The following is a 21,857-nucleotide window of genomic DNA, read 5'->3' as shown; positions in this document are numbered from 1 at the left end:
CTTCAGCGGCACCAACGCCCACGTGATCATCGAGCAGGCGGCAGAGGACACGACGAGGGTGAAGACCGATGCCGTCCCCGGCACCGAGGGCACGGCCGGGGACGGCGGGGGCGGTCCCGTCCGGGCTCCGCAGCGCCCCCGCGGGGACGATTCCTCCGACTGGCCCGGCCACCCACTGCCGCTGGTCCTGTCCGGCAGGGGCGAGCGCGCCCTGGCCGCGCGGGCCCGGCAGTTGCTCGACCTCCTGACCGCCGACGGGACCGCCTGGGTCTCCGGCAGCAGCTCTGCCACCGCCGTCGGCCCTGCCGTCGCCGACGTCGCCCACGCTCTGGTCACCACACGTGCCGCGCTGGACGACCGGGCCGTGGTCGTCGGTTCCGATCTCGACGCGCTGACCGCCGGGCTGGCGGCACTCGCCGAGGGCGGCGGGGCTCCGAACGTGGTGCGCGGTGGTCGTGCGGAGACGTCGCGGGTGGCCTTCGTGTTTCCCGGGCAGGGGTCCCAGTGGACCGGCATGGCGGCCGAACTGCTGGACGCCTCGCCGGTGTTCGCCGCGGCCATGGCCGACTGCGGGGCGGCGCTGGCACCGGTCACCGACTGGGACCTGATCGAGACCGTGCGGGCCCGGCAGCCGCTGGAGCGGGTGGACGTGATCCAGCCGGTGCTGTGGGCGATCATGGTGTCGCTCGCGGCGGTGTGGCGTGCCCACGGGGTACGGCCCGCCGCCGTGATCGGCCACTCCCAGGGGGAGATCGCCGCCGCGTGCGTGGCCGGTGCGCTGTCCCTGGCCGACGGCGCCCGGGTCGTGGCCCTGCGCGCCCGCGCCATCGCCGAGGACCTCTCCGGCCGGGGCGGCATGATGTCGGTCGCGCTGCCCGAGCCCCGCGTGCGCGAACTGATCGACGGCTACGGCGGCCGGGTCGCGGTGGCCGCCGTCAACGGCGCCGCGTCCGTGGTGCTCTCCGGCGACGCCGACGCCCTCGACGAGCTGCGCGAGACGGTCGTGGCCGACGGCGGACGCGCCAAGCGCCTCCCGGTGGACTACGCCTCGCACTGCGCGCACGTCGAGTCGATCCGTGAGCGGCTGCTGGCCGATCTGGCGGGCATCGAGGCCCGGCCCTCCGAGGTGCCCTTCTACTCCACCGTCACCGGCGGCCTGTTCGACACCACCGGTCTGGACGCCACGTACTGGTACACCAACCTGCGGCAGAGCGTGCTGTTCGAGCCGACCACACGGACCCTGCTGGACGGCGGCCACGGTGTCTTCGTCGAGTGCAGCCCGCACCCGGTGCTGCTGCACAGCGTCGAGGAGACCGCCGACGCGGTGGGCACGGCCGTCACCGGCGTCGGCTCGCTCCGCCGTGACCGGGGCGGGCCCGACCAGGTGCTGGCCGCGCTGGGCGAGGCGTTCGTGGCCGGGGTCCCGGTGGACTGGCCGGTGGTGTTCGAGGGCCTGCCGGTACGCGCCGTCGAGCTGCCGACGTACCCGTTCCAGCGCGAGCGGTACTGGCTGGAGCAGTCGGCGCCCGCGTACGCGGCGGGCCCCGGCCACTCGGACCACCCCCTGCTGGGTACGGCTGTCACGGTGGCCGGCACCGACGAGGTGCTGTTCACCGGCCGGGTCGCGGCGGCCGCACAGCCGTGGCTGTCCGAGCACACCGTGTCCGGCACCGCCGTGCTGCCGTCGGCGGCCCTGGTCGACGCGGTCGTCCGGGCGGGTGCCGAGGTGACCTGCCCGGTGGTGGACGAACTGACCGTGCGGGCCCCGCTCGCCGTCCCCGACACCGGTGAGGTCCCGTTCCAGGTGCGGGTCGGCTCCCCGGACGACTCGGGGCGGCGCCCCGTCACCGTGCACGCCCTGCCGGATCCCGGCACCGGGCAGTGGGCCGAGCTGGCCTTCGGGACCCTGCGGGCCGAGGACGGCACGGCCGCCGGCCTCGCCGGGGGAACAGACGGCGTCGAGGTGCGGCTCCCGAAGGAGCACGCCGCCGGTGCCGGCCGCCACGTCCTGCACCCGGCGCTGCTGGAGGCCGCGCTCGCGGTGGACGGAGGCGAGCCGTTCGCGGTCCGCTGGCGCGGAGTGCGGCTGCACTCTCCCGGCGCGACGGCCGTACGGGCCCGGCTCGCCCCGGCCGGGACGACCACCGGGGGATCCGCCGCGGAGGAGACGGAGGAGGGGGCCGTGTCCGTCGTGCTGACCGGTCCGGACGGGGCGCCCGTCGCCACCGTCGACTCCGTCGTCCGGCGCTCCCCCGCGCTGTCGGAACTCATCGGCGGCCCCGGCCCGCTGCGGGCCCTGCACCACATCGCCTGGACGCCGCTGTCCCCACGCAAGCCGGACCGGCCGGTCGCCTGGGCGACCCTCGGTCATCTGCCGGACGAGGAACCCGGAGTGTCGTATGCGGCACACCGGGCGTACGAGGGCGAGTCCGGAGTCCTCCACTACGAGGACCTCGCCGCCCTCGGCCGTGCGGTCGAGTCCGGTACGGCGGTCGACGCCCTCCTCGTCCACCTCCCGGCAGCCGGCAACGACACCGAGGTCGTGGACGGTGTGCGTTCGGCGACCGGGAGGGCGCTGGCCCTGCTCCAGGCCTGGCTGGCCGACGAGCGGCTGGCCGCGACCCGGCTCATGCTGGTCACCAGGGGCGCCGTGGCCGCCACGGCCGGCGAGATGCCGCACCTGGACGCGGCGGCGGTCCAGGGTCTGGTGCGTTCGGCCCAGTCGGAGAACCCCGGCCGGATCCTCCTCGTGGACGCCCCCGGCCCGGACTCCGGCTCCGCGCTTGTCCCCCCGGCCCTCCTGTCCGCCCTGCTCGCCGCGGACGAACCACAGGCCGCCGTACGCGACGGCCGGCTCCTGGTGCCCCGGCTGCACCGGGTCGTCCGGGCCGACACGGACGACGGCATGGCCCCCCGCTGGCGCCCGGAGGGCACGGTCCTCATCACCGGTGGCACGGGGGCGCTCGGCGCCGCGGTGGCCCGGCACCTCGTGGTCGAGCACGGCGTCCGGCGGCTGCTGCTGGTCTCCCGCCGGGGTGAACAGGCTCCCGGAGCAAAGGAGCTGCTTTCCGAACTCACCGGACTCGGAGCGGAGGTGCGGATCGCCGCGTGCGATGTCGCCGACCGTGACGCGCTCAAGGCGCTGCTCTCCGGGATACCGGCCGAGCACGCGCTGACCGGGGTCGTGCACATGGCCGGGGTCCTGGACAACGGGCTGCTTCCGGCACTGACGTCCGACCGGATGGACGCGGTGCTGGGTCCGAAGGCGGACGCCGCGTGGCATCTGCACGAGCTGACCCGTGAGGACGAGCCGGCGGCGTTCGTGCTGTTCTCCTCGGTGGTAAGCGTGTTCGGCGGCCCCGGGCAGGCCAACTACGCGGCGGCCGGGGCCTTCCTGGACGCGCTGGCCGAGCGGCGCCGCGCCGAGGGGCTGCCCGCGAGCTCTCCGGCCTGGGGGCTGTGGGAGGTCGAGGGCGGGATCAACGCGGGGCTGACCCAGGCCGACCGGTCCCGTTTCGCCCGCGACGGCTTCGTGCCGACGAGTTCGCAGGAGGGGCTGGCCCTGTTCGACGCGGCGCTGGCGGTACGCCACCCGGCGCTCACGGCGGCGCCGTTCGATCTCGCGGCCGTACGGGCGTCCGGAGGTCCGGTCCCGCCGCTGCTGCGGGCCCTGGTGCCGGTGGCCGACCACCGGCCGGAGCGGACCGGCTCCGAGGGTGGCCTGCCCCTCGCGGAGCGGCTCGCCGGGATGAACGCGGACGAGCGGCGGGAGTTCGTGCTGGACCTGGTGCGCGGCGAAGTGGCCGTCGTGCTGGGCTTCCGCGACCCGTCCGCCGTCGAGGCCCAACGGCCCTTCCAGGAGCTGGGTTTCGACTCACTTACCGCCGTGCAGCTGCGCAACCGGCTGGGCGCGGCCAGCGGTGTCCGGCTGCCGGCGACCGTGGTGTTCGACCATCCGACCCCGGCGGCCCTCACCGCGTTCCTGCTCACCGGGCTCGGCTCCGGGGAGGAGACCGGCGAGCGCTCCCCGATCCTCGCCGAACTCGACAAGCTGGAGGAGATCATCTCGGCGGCCGGCGAAGCCGGTGCCGCCGGTGCCGCCGGTGCCGCCGGTGCCGCCGACGCGGACGAACGTGCCGCCGTCACCGTCCGGTTGCAGACGATCCTGTCGCGCTGGATGGAGGCCTGGGGTGGTACGCCCGGTGACGCCGATGCGGCGGAACCGCTGGAGTCGGCCTCGACCGACGAGCTCCTCGACTTCATCGACAACGAACTCGGCCGCTCGGGCGGCTGACGCCCCGCGCCGGACCGTCGTCCCGCACGCCTTCGGTGTCCCGCACCAACGTCACTGACGGCACTGATGGCGCCGATGGCACTGCCATCACTGTCCTCGCTGCCGTCCCAGAGAAGATGTGAGTTGTCCCATGGCGGATGAGAAGAAGCTGGCCGACTACCTGAAATGGGTCACGGCCGACCTGCGGAAGGCACGCAGTCGCATCGCCGAGTTGGAGTCCGGACGGCTGGAGCCGGTCGCGATCGTCGGCATGGCCTGCCGCTACCCCGGCGGGGTGGCCTCGGCCGACGATCTGTGGCGCCTGGTGGCCGAGGGCCGGGACGCCATCTCGCCGTTCCCCTCCGACCGGGGCTGGGACCTGGAGGGGCTGTACGACGCCGACCCGGACACGCCCGGTACGTCGTACACCCGCGAGGGCGGGTTCCTCGACGGCGCGGCCGACTTCGACGCCGAGTTCTTCGGGATCTCCCCGCGTGAGGCGCTGTCGATGGACCCGCAGCAGCGGGTGCTGCTGGAGACCGCCTGGGAGACCTTCGAACAGGCGGGCATCGACCCGGCCAGGCTGAAGACCTCCAACGTGGGCGTCTTCGTCGGCGCGGTGGACCAGACGTACCTCGGTCTGGAAGGGCCCGAGGAACTCGAGGGCTATCTGATGACCGGCAAGCTCAGCAGTGTGGTCTCCGGCCGGGTCTCGTACTCGTTCGGGTTCGAGGGCCCCGCCGTCACGGTGGACACGGCGTGCTCGTCGTCACTGGTAGCGCTGCATCTGGCGGCGCAGTCCGTACGCAGCGGGGAGTCCGCGCTCGCCCTGGCGGGCGGGGTGACGATCAGTGGTACTCCGGGCGGATTCGTCGACTTCTCCCGGCAGCGGGGCCTCGCCGCCGACGGCCGGTGCAAGTCGTTCGCGGCCGCCGCCGACGGGACCAGCTGGTCGGAGGGCGTGGGGCTGCTCCTGGTGGAACGGCTCTCCGACGCCGTGCGCAACGGACATCACGTCCTGGCCGTGCTGCGGGCCACCGCCGTCAACCAGGACGGCGCCTCCAACGGGCTCACCGCGCCCAGCGGTCCCTCCCAGGAGCGGGTCATCCGCGCCGCGCTCGCCGAGGCGCGGCTGGACGCGGCCGACGTGGACGCGGTCGAGGCGCACGGCACCGGCACCCGGCTGGGCGACCCGATCGAGGCGCAGGCACTGCTGGGGACGTACGGCGCGGCCCACCCGGCGGAGCGCCCGCTGTACCTGGGGTCGCTGAAGTCCAACATCGGGCACGCGGTCGCCGCGGCCGGGGTGGGCGGCGTCATCAAGATGATCCAGGCGATACGGCACGGGGTGCTGCCCAGGACTCTCCACGCCGACCAGCCGACACCACTGGTCGACTGGTCCGACGGCGCGGTGGAACTGCTGACCGAGGAGCGCCCCTGGCCGCACACGGGCCGCCCGCGCCGCGCCGCCGTCTCCGCGTTCGGAGTCAGCGGCACCAACGCCCACGTGATCATCGAGCAGGCCCCCGAACCGGCGGAGACACCGGCAAACGCGGCGCCGGACGCCGACACCCCCGTCCCCCTCCCCGCGGTCCCCTGGATACTGTCCGCGCGGACGGCCGGTGCCGTACGGGCGCAGGTGGAGCGGCTGGCCGAGTTCGTCGAACGGCATCCCGAGGTGCCGGCCGAGGACGTGGCGCACGCGCTGGCCACCACCCGGGCCGGGCTGGAGCACCGGGCCGTGGTGGTGGGCACCGATCGCGCCGGACTCCTCGCCGCGCTGAACGCGTTCGCGCCGGACGCGGCGGCCCCGGCCCTGCCGCGCGGTGCGACCGACACGGGCAAGCTGGGTTTCCTGTTCACCGGGCAGGGTGCCCAGCGGACCGGGATGGGCCTGGAGCTGCACGCCGCGTTCCCGGCGTTCGCGGCGGCCTTCGACGAGGTGTGCGCCCACCTCGACCCGCTGCTGGAGCGGCCGCTGCGCGAGGTGATCACAACGGGCGAGGGGCTCGACGAGACCCGGTACACCCAGCCCGCGCTGTTCGCCGTCGAGGTCGCGCTGTTCCGGCTGTTCGAGTCGTGGGGGATACGGCCCGACCTCCTCGCCGGGCACTCGATCGGCGAGATCGCCGCCGCCCATGTCGCCGGGGTCCTCTCGCTCGCCGACGCCTGCACGCTGGTCGCCACCCGGGGCCGGCTGATGCAGGCCCTGCCGAGGGGCGGTGCGATGGTGGCGCTTCAGGCCACGGCCGACGAGGTCGAGCCGCTCCTCGCCGAAGCCGGCGGGTGCGTGGGCGTCGCGGCGCTCAACAGCCCGTCGTCCACGGTGGTGTCGGGGGACGAGGACGCGGTCGTCTCGATCATGTCCACGGTTCGCTCCTGGGGCCGCGCGGCCAAGCGGCTGGTGGTCAGCCACGCCTTCCACTCCCCCTTGATGGAGCCGATGCTGGAGGAGTTCGGCCGGATCGTGCGGGGCGTGTCCCTGAGCGCACCGGAGATCCCTCTGGTGTCCACGGTCACCGGCCGCATCGCCACCGAGGCGGAACTGCGTTCACACGACTACTGGATCCAGCAGGTTCGGCAGCCGGTCCGCTTCGTGGACGCGGTCCGCACCCTCGCCGAGCGGCAGGTGACCACCACTTTGGAGCTGGGCCCGGCCGGGGTGCTCACGGCGATGGTCGGCGACTGTGTGTCCGGCGTCGGTGCCGTGACAGCCGTGGCCGCGGTACGGTCCGGCCGGTCCGAACCCGTGGCCGCGGTGGCGGCGCTGGGACGGCTGTGGGGTGCGGGCGTGCCCGTGGACTGGCCGGCCTTCTTCGCCCCGGCCGGGCCCCGGCGGCGGGTGGACCTGCCCGGCTACGCGTTCCAGCGCAAGCGGTACTGGCTGGAGTCCGGCCCGGCCCAGGCACCCGGACGTTCCGACGGCGCGGCAGGCCATCCGCTGGTGGACACGGCGGTCGAGATCGCCGGCCGTGACGAGCTGGTCCTCACCGCCCGGCTCGCGGCCCGCTCGGCCCCGTGGCTCGCCGGGCACACCCGGCACGGCGAGATCGTGCTCCCCGTCTCCGCGCTGCTGGACGTGGTGGTCCGCGCGGCCGACGAGGTCGGCTGCACGGTCGTGGACGAGCTGACCGTACACCGCCCGATCGTTCTGCCCGAGCGCTCCCGTGTCCGCGTCCAGCTGACCGTCGGCGCGCCGGACGCCACGGGCGCCCGCGCCTTCACCGTCCACACGGGCGCCGACGAGGACCACCCGGCGTGGACCGTCGCCGCCTCGGGGACCTTGGGTTCCGCCGGTCCGGAGACTCCGTTCGAACTGGGGGCGTGGCCGCCGGCGGGTGCGGAGGTCCTGGACGCGGCCGACGGGGAGCGCGCGGCGGAGGCGCGCGTCCCGGTGGTGTGGCACCGCGACGGGGAGCTGTTCGCCGAGGTCGTGCTGGACGAGGACGCGGACAGCGCCGGGTACGGGCTGCACCCGGCTCTGCTGGAGGCGGCCCTGCACGGCACGCTGCTCGCGGCCGGACGGGGCGGGGTCGTCACAGGGATGCGCGGGGCCCGTCTGCATGCGGTCGGCGCCTCCGCGCTGCGGGTTCGGCTGACCCCCGGTGCCGGGGGCGGCTGGGCGGTACGGCTCGCCGACCCGTCCGGGCGGCCGGTCGCGTCGATCGCCTCGGCCGCCGTCCGCCCGGACGGCCCGGCCGACGCGGCCGAGGTCGCCGTGGCCCGGTCGCGTCCGCTGGACTCGCTGTTCCAGGTCGCCTGGACCCCGGTCGTTCCGGGGGACCGGTGCTGTGCCGCGCTGGCCGTGCTGGAGACGGGCAGCGGGGACCTCGGGGTCGAGGACGTCCACAGGTTCGCCGATGTGGAGACGGCGCTGGACTCGCCGGCCCCTTTCGAAGCGCTGCTCGCCCCGTTCGTGTTCGCGCCGGGCGGTGATGTGGCGGCGCGGGCGCAGGAGGCGACACGCCGGGCGCTGGCCCTCGTCCAGTCGTGGCCGTCGGACAAGCGGTCCGCCGACATCCCGCTGGTCGTGGTGACCCGGGGCGCGGTCGCCACCGGCCGGGGCGCCGACCGGGGCGCCGGGGTGTCCGACCTGGTCGCCGCCCCGGTGTGGGGCTTGCTGCGCTCGGCCCAGTCGGAGATGCCCGGCCGGATCGTGCTGGTCGACCTGGACGACGACCCGGCGTCGGCGGAGGCCCTGCCCTCGATCGTCGCCTCCGGCGAACCCCAGGTCGCGGTGCGCGGCGGCACGATGCTGGTCCCGCGTGCGGCCCGCCTCGCGCCGACCGGCGATGTGCCGGCATCCACGCCCTGGCGGTGCGACGGCACGGTCATGATCACCGGTGGTACGGGCGCGCTGGGGGCCCTCTTCGCACGGCACCTCGTCCGGGAACACGGGGTGTCCCGACTGCTGCTGGTCAGCCGCAGCGGCCCGGCGGCCCCCGGCGCGGACGAACTCGCCGACGAACTGGCCGGGCTGGGCGCCAAGGTGACGATCACGGCGTGCGACCTGGCGGACCGGGAGGCCCTCGGCGCTCTCCTCGCGGCCGTCCCGGCGGAGCATCCGCTCACCGGGGTCGTGCACACGGCCGGGGTGAACGACGACGGGATGATCACGACCTTGACCCCCGAACGGCTGGCGGCCGTGCTGCGCCCCAAGGTGGACGCGGCGTGGAACCTGCACGAGCTGACACTCGGCCACGGCCTCTCGCGGTTCGTGCTGTTCTCGTCGGTGGCGGGCCTCGTGGGCGGCCCCGGCCAGGCCAACTACGCCGCCGCGAACACCTTCCTCGACGCGCTCGCCGAGCACCGTGCCGCAAGCGGTCTGCCCGCGACCTCGCTGGCATGGGGCCTGTGGGACGCGGCGGGCGGCATGGGCGGCGCCCTCGGCGAGGCCGACCTGAAGCGGATAGCCCGCACCGGGCTGCTGCCGGTGACCGAGGAGCACGGCCCGGGCCTGCTCGACACCGCGCTGCGGCTGGGCCGGCCGACGCTCGTGGCCACCCCCCTCGACGTGGCCGCCCTGCGCGCCCGCCCCGCCCAGGTCCCGATCGTCCTCACCGGCCTGGCGCGGACACCGGCCCGCCCGTCCGCCCGGGACGACGACGCCGGAACACAGTCGCTGGCCGAGCGCCTCGACGGGTTGCCGCAGGAGCGGCAGCGGGAGGTCGTGGCGGAGTTCGTGCGCGACGAGGTCGCCCTGGTGCTCGGTCACCGCGACGCGTCCACGATCGGTTCCGGACGGCTCTTCACCGAACTCGGCTTCGACTCGCTGATCTCGGTGGAACTGCGCAACCGGCTCGGCGCCGCGACGGGACTCCGGCTCTCCGCCTCCGTGGTCTTCGAGCACCCCACCCCGGCCGCGCTGACGGAACACCTGTGCGCCGAACTGCTCACGACCGCCACCGAAGCGGCACCCGCCACCGCCGCCGTGGACTTCGCCGCGGAGGTGCGGCTCGACGCCGACGTACAGCCGGCCGGCGAGATCGTCCGGGTCTCCGCCGACCCCCGCGAGATTCTGCTGACCGGCGCCACCGGGTTCCTCGGGGCGTTCCTCCTGCGCGACCTGCTGCGCTCGACACGGGCCCGTGTGCACTGCCTGGTGCGCGGCGCCGACCGGGCCGACGCCGAACGGCGGCTGCGAGCGAACCTGGAGTGGTACGAGGTCCTCGACGAGGTGGACCCGGACCGGATCCGTGTGGTCGTCGGCGATCTCTCCGCGCCCAGGCTGGGGCTGACGGAGGACGGATTCGACGGTCTGGCACGCCTCGTCGATGTCGTCTACCACGCCGGCGCCACGGTGAGCTGGCTGCGACCGTACACCGAGCTGCGGCGGTCCAACGTGGACGGGACGCGGGAGGTGCTGCGGCTGGCCGCCCGGCACCGCACCGTGCCCGTGCACCACGTCTCGACCAGTGGTGTCTTCCCGGCGCCGGCGCCCGGTGCCGAGGTCGTCCCGGCGAAGACGACCGACCCGACCGGCCCCGCCGAGGCGCTGTGGAACGGGTACCTGCAGAGCAAGTGGGTGGCCGAGCAGGTCATCGGGATCGCGCGGGAGCGCGGGCTGCCGGTCTCGATGTACCGGGTGGACGTGGTCTGCGGCGATCAGCGGGCCGGCGCCTGCCAGACGAAGGACTTCGTCTGGCTGAGCCTGAAGGGACTGCTCCAGGCGGGCGCGGTGCCGGACCGGCTCGCCGGTTCCTTCCACATGGTGCCGGTGGACTACGTCAGCGGGACGATCACCACCCTCGCGACGCGGGAGGAGGCCGCGGGCGGCACGTTCCACCTGTTCAACGAGCAGAGCCAGGCCTTCGCCGACTTCGTCGGCCATCTGCGGGCCCACGGCTACGAGCTGCCGGTGCTGGACTGGGACAGCTGGCGGGAGCGGGTGCGGAGCGACCGCGACAACGCCCTGGTGCCGCTGCTCGACGCCTTCGAGGCCCTCATGGCCGGCGACGGCCGCGCGACCTACCCGCCGCTGGACGTTTCGGAGACGGAGCGGGCACTGGCCGGCACCGGCATCGAGTGCCCGGAGATCGGGCGCGAACTGTTCGGGAAGTACGTGGGGTTCTTCGAACGCGCCGGCTACTTCCCGAAGGCCGGCACCCGCCTGGTGCCGACGGCCGGCTCGTGAGCCGCGCCCTCTTCGCGCGACTTCGGATTTCTACTCAGTAAAAGGGAGCGACAACCGTGGGGACAGCTGAGCGCAACCGCGCGATCGTGCTGGGTGCGAGCATGGCCGGACTGCTGGCGGCCCGTGTGCTGGCGGACGCGTACGACGAGGTCGTCGTGGTGGACCGGGACGAGCTGAGGGACGACGCCCTGCCGCGCAAGGGCGTGCCGCAGGGCAACCACGTCCACGCCCTGCTGGCACGTGGCCGGCACATCATCGAGGAACTGCTGCCCGGCATCACCGACGAGCTGGTGTCCACCGGCGCGGTGACCGGTGACGTCACCGGGAACGTGCGCTGGGTCATGGAGGGGCGGCGGATGCCGCAGCCCCATTCGGACATGCTGCTGCTGTCGATGAGCCGGCCGCACCTGGAGCAGCGGGTGCGGACCAGGGTGCGTGCGCTGCCGAACGTGTCGTTCCTCCACCGGCACGACACCACCGGGCTGCTGACCTCGGACGACCGGCGGACGGTCGTCGGAGTGTCGGTGGTGGGGGACGGCCGGTCGCGCGAACTGGCCGCGGATCTGGTGGTGGACGCCACCGGGCGGCGCTCCCGCACCCCGGCGTGGCTGGCGGAACTGGGCTTCCCCCAGGTGCGGGAGGAGCAGCAGCGGATCGGGGTCGGCTACACCACGCAGTACTTCCGGCTGCCGCCCGAGCTGATGGGCGACGACATCTCCATCGACGTGGTGGCCTCGCCGGAGACCGGGCGCGGCGCGATCTGCGCCACCGTCGAGGGCGGCCGTACGGTGGTGACGGCGTACGGTTTCCTCGGCGACTACCCGCCCCACGACTCGGAAGGGTTCCTCACGTTCCTGAAGTCCCTGTCGGGGACGGACATCTACGACACGGTGAGGGACCACCAGCCGCTGGGCGATCCGGTGGCGTACCGCTTCCCGGCGAACCTGCGCCGCCGCTACGAGCTGATGTCCTCGTTCCCCGCTGGGCTGCTCGTCCTCGGCGACGCGGTGTGCAGCTTCAACCCGGTGTACGGGCAGGGCATGACGGTCGCCGCCCTCGGTGCCATGGTGCTCGGCGAGCATGTGTCCCGGCCCGGCGCGCCGCGTGCCGAGGAGTACTTCGCCGACCTCGCGAAGGGGGCGGTGGACGCGGTGTGGGCGATGACGACCGGCGCCGACCTCGCCTTCCCGGGCGTCGAGGGCGAACGCACCGAGGAGTGGCGGGAGGAGCAGACGTACGTGGGGCAGCTCCTGGAGGCGGCCACCCGCGACCACTCGCTGCTGACCGCGTACGCCCGCGTGCTGTTCCTGGTCGACCCGCCGGAGGCGCTCCTTGCCCCGGAGATCCGGTCGGCCGTGCGCGCGGCCTCCCCGGACGCCCCACCGGTGACCGGGCTCCGCTGACCCTTCGTCCCGGAAATTCCCCGATCGCCCCTCCAGGACAGCTTTTCCGTGACAGTTTCTCCGTGACGGGTTTTCCGTGACGGTATCCATCAAATGGCAGGTGACATGAACAACACTCCCGTTCTGGTACTCGGCGGTACGGGCAAGACGGGCCGCCGTGTGGCGCGGCAGCTCGCCGAACGCGGACGTACGGCCAGGGTGGCGTCCCGCTCGGGCGCCCAGCGGTTCGACTGGTGGGACAAGGAGACGTGGGCGACGGCCGTCGAGGGCGTCGAGGCGGTCTACGTGGTGGACGAGCAGGGACCCCACGCCGCGGAACTCCTCGCCGACTTCGCCTCGTTCGCCACCCGGCGGGGTGTCGGGCGGCTGGTCTTCCTGTCCGCGCGGACGCTGGAGCAGTGGGCGCACGACGAGAGCCGGTTCGCCGCCGAGCGGGCGGTGCGGGAGTCGGGGGCTCAGTGGACGATCCTGCGGCCCACGTGGTTCTCGCAGAACTTCAGCGAGGACCAGCTGCTGGCGCCGGACGTCGCCGCCGGCGAGGTGATCCTGCCGGACGGCCAGGGCATGGAGCCGTTCATCGACGCCGAGGACATCGCGGCCGTCGCCGTGGCCGCGCTCACCGAGGAGGGGCACTCGGGCGAGCTGTACGTCCTGTCGGGGCCGCGGCTGATGACGTTCGTCGAGTGCGTCGACCTGATCGCCGAGGCGGCGGGCCGGAAGATCCGTCCGGTCGTGGTGGACCGCGAAGAATACGCCCGGCATCTCGTCGGCCGGGGCTATGCGAGGGACTTCGCGGATTTCGTCAACGAGATCTTCGACACCATCCGTGACGGCCGGACCGCTTATCTCTCCGATGGTGTGCGAAGGGCTCTCGGGCGGGAGCCCCGTGACTTCCACGTGTACGCGGCCGAGACGGACTGGGACGCGGTCTCGGCGCGATAACCGGCGAATCTCCGTCACTGGTCAGAGGTGGTTACCGGGGTGTTGCCCGATCGTTCCGGGCGGCCAGTAGCGTTCAACGGGTCGAAATGCGCGGCGCGATGCCCAATCCGCCCGATGCCCGTCTGTCAACTCTCGTCCACCTCCCTCGCGGGGGGATGAATGGAGCGGCTCTTCCATGGCCAGCGGAAAGTATGACAAGTATTTGTCGAGCGACATCGAGAAGCATCAGGAGATGTTCGGCGAGGCGTTCAACTCCGGTGACGCGGACGCCGTCAACTCGATGTACACCGAGGACGCCGTCGGCGTCTGGGACCCGGGGGTGCCGCTGACGGGCCAGGCTCGCCGGGACCGGGTCAAGGAGTTCATGTCCTACGGCCCGACCGTGGACGCGAAGGTGCTCCAGACCCTCGTGACCGGTGACACGGCGCTGCTGATCGTCGAGTGGTCGATGGAGACCAAGAACGCCGACGGCAAGCCGGAGCACCTGGAGGGTGTCGCGATGGACGTCCTCCAGCGCGGTGAGGACGGCCACTGGCGTTACGTCATCGACCACCCCTACGGCGTCAGCGGTCCCCGCACCGCGGAGGAGGCCGCCGGGGCCTGACCACCGCGGGGCCCGGGCGCGATGGGCGCTCGGGCCCCGTGGTTTCAGCGGCGCCCGCCGACGAGGGTGTTGCGGCGGGCCGGGGCCACCCCGAACGACTGGCGGTAGTCCGTGGGCGTCACCCCGACGTGCAGGGTGAAGTGACGGCGCAGATTGGCCGCCGTACCCAGACCGCTGAACTCGCTGACCCGCTCGATCGGCAGGCCGGTGGTCTCCAGCAGGGTCTGCGCGTACGCGAGGCGCTGGTTGAGCAGCCACTTGAGCGGGGTCATCCCGGTGGCGGCCTGGAGGCGCCGGAAGAAGGTCCGGGTGCTCATCCCGGCACGCTTGGCCATGCCGTCGACGGTGAGGGGCTGATCGAGGTGGCGAGCGGCCCAGTCCATGACGGGGGCGAGGCTGTCGTCGTCGGTGACCGGGACGGAGAGGTCCACGAACTGGCTCTGGCCGCCGGGCCGGTGGCCGGACACCACCAGCCGGCGGGCGAGCTGGTTGGCGACATGGGCGCCGAGGTCATGGCGCACGATGTGCAGGCACAGGTCGAGTCCGGCCGTCATACCGGCACTGGTCAGGACCCGGCCCTCGTCCACGTAGAGGACCGAGTCGTCGACCTCCACCTCGGGGTAGCGCTTGGCCAGGTCGGCCGTGTTCAGCCAGTGCGCGGCGGCCCGGCGGCCGTTCAGGAGACCGGTCTCCGCGAGCGCGAACGCCCCTGTGCACAGGGACACCATCCGTGCGCCGGCGTCGTAGGCGCGGCGCAGCGCCTCGACGAACTCGGCCGGGAGGGGCTCCCCCCGGCTGACGACGGCGTCCGGCACCGAGGGCACGATCACGGTGTCGGCTGTGACGAGGTCTTCGACGCCGTGGGTGGTTCGGATGGAGACCCCCCGTGCCGGGCCGGCGCCGGAGAGCGGAGTCACCGAGCACACCCGCAGGTCGTACCAGGGGTCGGCGAGATCCGGCTGTGGATCACCGAAAACCGCGTAGGCGATGGCCGTCTCGTAGACCTCGCACACCCGCATGTCCGTGTCGTTGACCAGAGCGATGGCGACAGACCCAGGATTCATACCGCCAAGGCTACGGCAGGAATTTTGCGAATGTCGGCACTTCTGCCACTGTCCGTCGCCCGCACCGCGGTGCGAGGGTTGCGGACAGCGGGTTGGCCGTCGCCGAGATGCAAACCACGCAAGTCATAGTGTGAACTGGAACGGGAGTAGACAATGTCGAACACCAACGCAGCTCAAGCCCCGGTGTCGGTCATCGGCCTCGGTCTGATGGGCCAGGCGCTGGCCGCCGCCTTCCTCAAGGCGGGACACCCCACCACCGTGTGGAACCGGACGGCCTCCAAGGCCGACCAGCTCGTCACCGAGGGTGCCGTCCGCGCCGATTCGGTCTCGGACGCGGTCGCGGCGAGCCCGTTGGTCATCGTCTGCGTCACGGACTACACCGCCCTGCACGAGCTGCTCGACCCGCTGGCCGGCTCGCTCAAGGACAAGGTCGTCGTGAGCCTGACGACGGGCACCTCGACGCAGGCCCGCGAGACCGCCCGGTGGGCGGCGGGAGCGGGGACCACCTACCTCGACGGCGCCATCATGGCGATCCCGCCGGACATCGCCACCGACGCCGCCGTCCTGCTGTACAGCGGCCCGAAGGAGGCCTTCGAGGAGCACGAGGCGACGCTGCGCGCACTGGGCGCCGCGGGCACCACGTACCTGGACACCGACCACGGGCTGTCCGCTCTCTACGACATGTCGCTGCTCGGCATCATGTGGGGCATCCTCAACAGTTTCCTCCACGGCGCCGCCCTGCTGGGCACGGCCAACGTGAAGGCGACCACCTTCGCTCCGCTGGCCAACACGATGATCAACGTGGTCACCGAGTACGTGACCGCGTACGCCCCGCAGATCGACGAGGGCAAGTACCCGGCCAGTGACGCCACCATGACGGTCCACCAGGACGCGATGGAGCACCTCGCCGAGGAGAGCGAGACCCTCGGCATCAACTCCGAACTGCCCCGCTTCTTCAAGGCACTCGCCGACCGCGCGGCGGCCGCCGGCCACTCCGACAGCAGCTACGCGGCGCTGATCGAGCAGTTCCGCAAGCCCTCCGCCTGACGGACAGGCTCCACCCCGCCTCCGGGAGACGGCTCACCAGCCGTCTCCCGGAGGCTTTTTGCATTCCGCCTACACGCGACTCTCACATTTCGATCCCTGGCACCCTCCCTGCCGCCCGCTAAACGGAATTACCCACGGAAGACCGAAAATCGCCGCTGCTCGGCTACGTTTGGCGTCGCTTTCCGGACACGGTCCGAGGGTCCGGGGGGCGCCTTGCGTTCGCACCGGCGACACATCGAGGAGCAATGTGAGTACACCCAACGAGTACAGTGCGATATCGGCCAACGAGAACACGACGTCCGGTTCCGGCCTGACCGCGTCGCGGCTGCCGCGGCGGACCCTGCTGAAGGCGGCCGGAGCCGCCACGCTCGTCACCGCGGCGGGTGCGGCCGTCGCGCAGCCGGCCGGGGCCGAGGAGCTCAGGAAGAACTTCGATGTCATCGTCGTCGGCGCCGGCCTCGCCGGGGTCACCGCCGCGCGTGAGCTGAGGGCCCAGGGCAAGAGGGTCCTCCTGCTGGAGGCGCGCGACCGCATCGGGGGACGGACCTGGACCGACACCTACCAGGGGCAGCAGATCGAGCGCGGCGGCGCCTGGGTCGACCCGCTCCAGCCCTACGTGTGGCGGGAGCTGAACCGCTACAGTATTCCGGTCGTCGCCGACGCGGGGGTCGAGCGAAGCATCATGCCCACCCTCGACGGGTTCCAGGAGTACGACCCGGCCGAGGCGTACGCCCGCCAGAAGGAGCTGTTCACCCCGTTCTTCGAGGACGGCAACAGGGAGTACTTCGAGCGCCCCTACGAGCCGCTCCACCGGGAGGACCTGGTGCGCAGGCACGACGGGTTCTCGCTGCGCGACCGGCTCGACCAGATGAGGTACGCCCCTGAGGAGGAGATCCGGCTCACCAGCACGACCTCGCTGTACGGGGGCTCCAGCGAGCGTGGCGCACTGACCCACCTCACCCAGTGGTGGGCGCTGTCCGGCTGGAACTTCGACGGCTTCCACGGCGTCAACACCTACCGCCCGAAGAACGGCACGATCTCCCTGCTCAGGGCCATCCTAGCGGAGGCGGCGCCCACGCTGTGCCTGAACTCGCCGGTGGCCGCGGTCAAGCAGGACGGCAACCGGGTCTGCGTCATCACCCGTGACGGGAGGCGGTTCGTCGCCCCCGAGGTCATCATGGCCGTACCGGTCAACGTGTGGAAGACGATCGAGTTCACCCCGGGGCTGCCGGAGGCGCATCGCACGGCCTCGGCCGCGGGCATCGGCGTGCCGCACGAGAAGAAGCTGTGGCTGGACCTGCGGCGGCCCGCCGACCGCTTCGTCGCGGAGGCCCCGGAGGGGCACCCGATCTGCATCATGGGCCGCTTCGACGAGGGCCAGCCTGTGGTGGCGTTCAGTGTGAAGGACACCTTCGACGTACGGGACCGCGGACAGGTCGAGGCGGCGGTGAAGGACATCCTCCCGGAGGCCGAGCTGCTCGACTACACGGCCAACGACTGGCACGCGGACGAGTTCGCGCTGGGTGTCGGCGCCTTCCGGCAGCCGTTCCAGCTGACCCGGTTGCACCGCGACATCCAGAAGCCGCACGGCCGCGTCAAGTTCGCCGGCGGCGACATCGCCGACGGCTGGAGCGGCTACATGGACGGTGCCGTCGAGTCGGGCATCCGCGTGGCCGGCGGCAAGCTCCTGACCGCCGCCGAGATCGAGCGTCTGACGAGCTCGGCGGCCCTGCACGCCCCGCGGGTCGACCGCCGGCTGTACCGCTCGATGTCGGCTTTCTGATCCGCGCTCCCGGCCCGGTCTCCACCTGATCTGACGACGGTCTACGGACGGTCTTCGAGAGGCGGCGCCGCATCACCGGCAGCGGGCTTCGGTCCGCTGCCGGTTTCAGATCTCTCACGCATTCCTTTTGCGCCCGCAGAAATCACCGTGGGCCGAGAAGCACGAGGATAGGGTCAAAATCATGAGCATAGCCTCGGATACTCTCGCAAAGGATCCGGCCGAGTCGCTGTTCGCCTGGTTCCGTTCGATGCTCGACACCCAGCCGGTGTACCGGGACCCCGAGAAGGGCTGGCAGGTGTTCGGTTACGCCGACGTCTCCCGCATCCTCTCCGACACGACCACCTACTCCTCGGACACCGCCCACGCGTTCAATCCGCCGCAGCCCGATCTCGACTTCTTCGACATGGGCAATCTGGTGACGACGGACCCGCCCCGGCACCGCCAGCTGCGCTCGGTGATCAGCTCCGTGTTCACAGCCCGGGCCGTGACGGGGCTGACGCCCCGGATCGAGAAGATCACCGGCGCCCTGCTCGACGGGGTCGGCGGCGCGGACCGCTTCGACCTGATCGACTCACTGGCCTACAGCCTGCCCATCAACGTGATCCTGGAGCTGCTGGGCCTGCCGGTCGAGGACGAGCCGCTGTTCCGGGTGTGGGGCGAGGCCCTCGGCACCATAGACGCCGCGACCGTCCCCCCGGAGCAGCTGGAGAAGGAGGTCGTCCCGGCGGTGCGGGAGATGAACGCGTATCTGCTGGAGCATGTCCGGCGGCTGCGCGAGAACCCCACCGACGATGTGCTCAGCAGGCTCGCGTGCGCCAAGGTCGACGGCAAGTACCTGGAGGACGGTGAGATCGTCGGGGTGACCGGTCTGACCATGTTCGCCGGGCACGCCACCACGATGGCCCTGATCGGCAACGCCGTTCTCCTCTTCGACCGGCACCCGGAAGTCGGGGCCGCGGTGCGCGCGGACCGCTCACTGCTGCCGGGCGCGCTGGAGGAAGTGCTGCGGCTGCGGCCGCCGTTCCCGAGGCTGGCCCGGATCACCACCGCCGACACCGAGCTGGGTGGCCACACGATCCCCGCCGGGTCGCTGGTGACGCCGTGGATCGGGGCCGCGAACCGGGACGGCTCCCGGTTCCCCGACCCCGACCGGTTCGACATCCACCGCACCACCAGCCACCTGGTGTTCGGGCAGGGGATCCACTTCTGCCTCGGCGCGCCGCTGGCCCGCCTCGAGGCAAAGGTCGCCCTGAACCTCCTGATGGACCGTTACCGGGACATCGCTGTGGACGAGGCCGGGCGCCTTGAGTTCGAGAACCCCAGGCAGCTGATCTCGCCCACCCGGCTACCGGTACGGGTGTCCGGCTGACCTCGGCAGACACGGGTCCGGCGCGGCGGTCTGCGGGCTGCCCGCGCCGCACCGTTCGTCCCTGAGGGAGGCCGAGCCGGAAGCCAGGATGTGGCGCAACTGGGCGCGACGGGCGACAGGATCGTCATCCGCCCCCTCCAGCAGCGCCTTGAGCAGTCCGCCGGAGGAGGTGTTCGGACCACCGGCCGTGGTGGACACCAGGAACTCCAGCAGCCGGTCGATGGCCGCGTCGGAGATCGGCTCCAGGGTGAGCGTGAGTCCGTGCCGGATACCGGCGCCCCACTCCGGGCGTCGTTTGAGCAGATCCGGCCGGGCGGTGGCGATCACCAGCAGCGGCAGTGAGCCCACCGACGGCGCGAGGTCCTCGACGAAGTCCAGCAGAACGTCGTCGGCCCAGTGCAGGTCCTCGAAGACCACCACGAGCGGGCCTCGTCCCGCGATCTCCGCGAGCAGTTGGCGCGACGCGACCAGGACGTCGCCGGCCGCGCCCCGGACGCTCGCACAGATCTCGGCGTCGAGGAGCGGGCGCAGACGCGTCAGCATCCACTGCCGCTCCTCCTCGCCCTCGAGCAGCCGCTCGACGGTGGCGGTGAGCTTGGCCCGCGCCATCTCGGCCGAGTCGCCCGGCAGGGTCCCGCAGCAGGACGCCACCAGGTCGTACAGGATTTCCAGCGGCTCCTCGTCGGTGACGGGCCGGCTGCGCACCATCAGCAGCCGTACGGCCTCCGGGTTGGCCGCGACCCGCCGTTCGAACTCCATGACGAAGCGGGTCTTGCCGATGCCGGGCTCCCCCAGCACCGTCACCAGATGGGGCGTCGCCTGGTGCCGGGTGCGCTGGAGCAGGCCGCGCAGCACGTCCAGGTCGTACTCGCGATCGATCACGGGCACGGCGTGCAGGGCGGCGTACTCCTGGCGGAACCCCCCGACCTGCCAGCCGGGCGAGGAGTCGCCGCGGTGGTAGGTGACCGCGAACTCGGTGGCGCGGCGGGTGACGTCGCAGACCCGGATCTCCCCGGCGGGGGTGAGGGACAGCAGGGTGTGGCACTCCTCCAGGAGAGCACCGCTGACCGACGGCGGGATCTCCCCGCGGCCGGGCTGGTAGCGGACGAGCGCCTCGCCGGTGGCGACCGCCGCCAGAACGGAAACCCCGCACGCGGCGGCCGCGGCCGGTCCGGCGGGGGCCGCCGCGACACCGAGGCGGTCGCGGATCGTCATCGCCGCGTGCACCGCCCGTTCGGGGTCGTCCTCACCGGTGCGGGGCACCCCGAACAGGGCGAGCCAGATCGAGCCGATCGAGGCGGTGACGGCGCCCCCGAGGCACTCGACCTCCTCGCGGATGACCGAGGCCGCGTTCTCCGCCGCCTCGTCTACCCGCTCGGGGTCGCTGACGCCGTCCTCCGGGCTGAACTGGGCGCGCACGATGAGGACGCTGACGTCCATGCGCTCGGCCACCATCGTGCGCAGCACCGGCGGCACAGGCGCCGCCGTGGCCGGCTCCTCGGGGGGCGTGCCCTCGTCGCCCCGGCGGTCGCGGGGTACGGCCGGTGCCGCGGGGGACTCCGGCTGCGCCGGTAAGGTGTCCGGGCCTCCGAGTAAACCCTGGGGAACCGACTCCGCGCGGTCCGGAGAGACGCCCGTCATGAGCAGCTCAATCTGCTGCCGGCTCCCGGCCGGGACCAGTGCCGGGTCATGGGCGAGAATGGCCTGCTGCAATACCTTGAGGGCGTGGCCCGGTTCAAGCCCGAGTTTTTCCACCATTTCGGTCCGGGCGCCGTGATAAACGTCCAGCGCGTCCGTCTGCCGTCCCGACCGGTAGAGCGCCAGCATGAGTTGTCCGAGCAGCCGCTCCCGCAACGGATCGACGGCAACCGTTTTCTCGAGTTCGGCTATGATGCGGTGATGGTGACCACACGCCAGCTCTGCCTCGAAGTAATCCTCCAGAGCATCCAGCCGGGCGTTCCTGACGGAAGTCAGCTCGGGCCAGTCGATTCCGGTTTCCACCAGATCGGCCAACACCGGACCCCGCCACAGGGCCAGTGCGTCGCGCAGTAGCAGGGACGCGTTCTTCGGTGACCCCGCCGCCATTTCCGCACGGCCCTTCTCGACCAGTCCCCGGAAATTGTGGAGGTCCGTCCGGTCGGGTGCGACCCGCAGCATGTAACCCGGGGCCTGGCTCAACAACTCCACACGGCCGGCGTCACGCTCGTCCGGGAAGAGCGCCCTGCGCAGTCTCCACACCGAGTTCTGAAGTATTTTCCGGGCCGACTGGGGTGCCTTTCCGGTCGGCCACAACGCCTCTATCAGGTGACTGTTCGCGACCACCCGATTGGCGTTGAGCAACAGAAAACCGAGTGTCGCGCGCTGCCTCGTTCCACCCAGCCCGACCAACTGGTCGCCACAGGCTACCTCCAGTGGTCCCAGCATACGAAACCGCATTGCTTCCCCCATTACAAGATCGCTCAAGCTCTTGCAATTAATCGCCCTGAAGCCCCCTCAAGGCCGTTCCGTAAGCTCTGGAGCGAACCGAGCAGTGACCGGTTCGAGACGGTTCGACGACTTGCCGCTGCTGCCCCGGATCGCCCCGGTATGGGAGAACTCGATCCGTCAGTGAGGCCCGCCGACCCCCTCGTCGAGTCACGGGCAGCCCCTGGACGGGCACGCCCGAACGCCGGGTGTTCGCATCCGTGTCCCCCTCTCCGCGATTCGACCCGCCGAGTCGATCACGAACACCCGTCCAC

Annotated in this window: 10 protein-coding genes and 1 pseudogene; 8 read left to right on the top strand and 3 right to left on the bottom strand. The window is 72.3% G+C overall.

Annotated elements, in window-relative coordinates:
* The first annotated feature begins 22 nt into the window (after positions 1 to 22).
* The 5 genes from IQ279_RS23845 (at position 23) to IQ279_RS23825 (ending at position 13,856) form a co-directional block, all read left to right on the top strand.
* Complete coding sequence (locus IQ279_RS23845; RefSeq protein WP_307792507.1) at positions 23 to 4,294, top strand: SDR family NAD(P)-dependent oxidoreductase; 4,272 nt, start codon at positions 23 to 25, stop codon at positions 4,292 to 4,294.
* Between the two features lie 130 nt (positions 4,295 to 4,424).
* A complete protein-coding gene (locus tag IQ279_RS23840; RefSeq protein WP_206351292.1) occupies positions 4,425 to 10,907 on the top strand; it encodes a type I polyketide synthase in 6,483 nt (2,160 codons plus the stop codon).
* Positions 10,908 to 10,963: 56 nt separating this feature from the next.
* Complete coding sequence (locus IQ279_RS23835) at positions 10,964 to 12,310, top strand: NAD(P)/FAD-dependent oxidoreductase (protein WP_206351290.1); 1,347 nt, start codon at positions 10,964 to 10,966, stop codon at positions 12,308 to 12,310.
* Positions 12,311 to 12,415: 105 nt separating this feature from the next.
* Positions 12,416 to 13,252 (top strand): NAD(P)H-binding protein, encoded by an 837-nt coding sequence (locus tag IQ279_RS23830; RefSeq protein WP_206351288.1) that lies wholly within the window; start codon positions 12,416 to 12,418, stop codon positions 13,250 to 13,252.
* Between the two features lie 175 nt (positions 13,253 to 13,427).
* Positions 13,428 to 13,856 (top strand): YybH family protein, encoded by a 429-nt coding sequence (locus tag IQ279_RS23825; RefSeq protein WP_206351286.1) that lies wholly within the window; start codon positions 13,428 to 13,430, stop codon positions 13,854 to 13,856.
* A gap of 44 nt (positions 13,857 to 13,900) precedes the next feature.
* Here the strand turns inward: IQ279_RS23825 and IQ279_RS23820 are convergent, their stop codons facing one another.
* Complete coding sequence (locus IQ279_RS23820; RefSeq protein WP_241028627.1) at positions 13,901 to 14,920, bottom strand: helix-turn-helix domain-containing protein; 1,020 nt, start codon at positions 14,918 to 14,920, stop codon at positions 13,901 to 13,903.
* A 153-nt stretch (positions 14,921 to 15,073) separates the two neighbouring features.
* On the opposite strand from IQ279_RS23820, the gene IQ279_RS23815 reads away from it, so the two are divergent.
* The 3 genes from IQ279_RS23815 to IQ279_RS23805 all read left to right on the top strand — a co-directional run bounded on the left by IQ279_RS23815 (position 15,074) and on the right by IQ279_RS23805 (position 19,119).
* A complete protein-coding gene (locus tag IQ279_RS23815; RefSeq protein WP_206351284.1) occupies positions 15,074 to 15,967 on the top strand; it encodes an NAD(P)-dependent oxidoreductase in 894 nt (297 codons plus the stop codon).
* Between the two features lie 247 nt (positions 15,968 to 16,214).
* Positions 16,215 to 17,750, top strand: a complete 1,536-nt coding sequence (locus tag IQ279_RS23810; RefSeq protein WP_206351282.1) for a flavin monoamine oxidase family protein — start codon at positions 16,215 to 16,217, stop codon at positions 17,748 to 17,750.
* A gap of 181 nt (positions 17,751 to 17,931) precedes the next feature.
* Entirely contained in the window at positions 17,932 to 19,119 is a 1,188-nt protein-coding gene (locus IQ279_RS23805; RefSeq protein WP_206351281.1) for a cytochrome P450, read from the top strand.
* On the opposite strand, the gene IQ279_RS28255 is transcribed toward IQ279_RS23805, so the two are convergent.
* Positions 19,096 to 20,586: an AAA family ATPase gene (locus IQ279_RS28255; RefSeq protein WP_307792508.1), complete on the bottom strand. Its 1,491-nt coding sequence runs from the start codon at positions 20,584 to 20,586 to the stop codon at positions 19,096 to 19,098. The genes IQ279_RS23805 and IQ279_RS28255 overlap by 24 nt on opposite strands.
* Before the next feature lie 288 nt (positions 20,587 to 20,874).
* Positions 20,875 to 21,204, bottom strand: a pseudogene (locus IQ279_RS28865) (AfsR/SARP family transcriptional regulator); the annotation flags it as partial.
* Positions 21,205 to 21,857 lie beyond the last annotated feature (653 nt).

The organism is Streptomyces verrucosisporus (assembly GCF_017114865.1).
GTDB lineage: Bacteria > Actinomycetota > Actinomycetes > Streptomycetales > Streptomycetaceae > Streptomyces > Streptomyces fenghuangensis.
The sequence above is the reverse complement of the archived record's forward strand: the minus strand, read 5'-3'. Positions and strand labels throughout refer to the sequence as shown.

Bases quoted from the DNA above. Each gene is read 5' to 3' on its own strand.
- IQ279_RS23820 (WP_241028627.1), bottom strand. From the start codon at position 14,920: ATGAATCCTGGGTCTGTCGCCATCGCTCTGGTCAACGACACGGACATG.
- IQ279_RS23805 (WP_206351281.1), top strand. From the start codon at position 17,932: ATGAGCATAGCCTCGGATACTCTCGCAAAGGATCCGGCCGAGTCGCTG.
- IQ279_RS23825 (WP_206351286.1), top strand. From the start codon at position 13,428: ATGGCCAGCGGAAAGTATGACAAGTATTTGTCGAGCGACATCGAGAAG.
- IQ279_RS23840 (WP_206351292.1), top strand. From the start codon at position 4,425: ATGGCGGATGAGAAGAAGCTGGCCGACTACCTGAAATGGGTCACGGCC.
- IQ279_RS23815 (WP_206351284.1), top strand. From the start codon at position 15,074: ATGTCGAACACCAACGCAGCTCAAGCCCCGGTGTCGGTCATCGGCCTC.
- IQ279_RS23830 (WP_206351288.1), top strand. From the start codon at position 12,416: ATGAACAACACTCCCGTTCTGGTACTCGGCGGTACGGGCAAGACGGGC.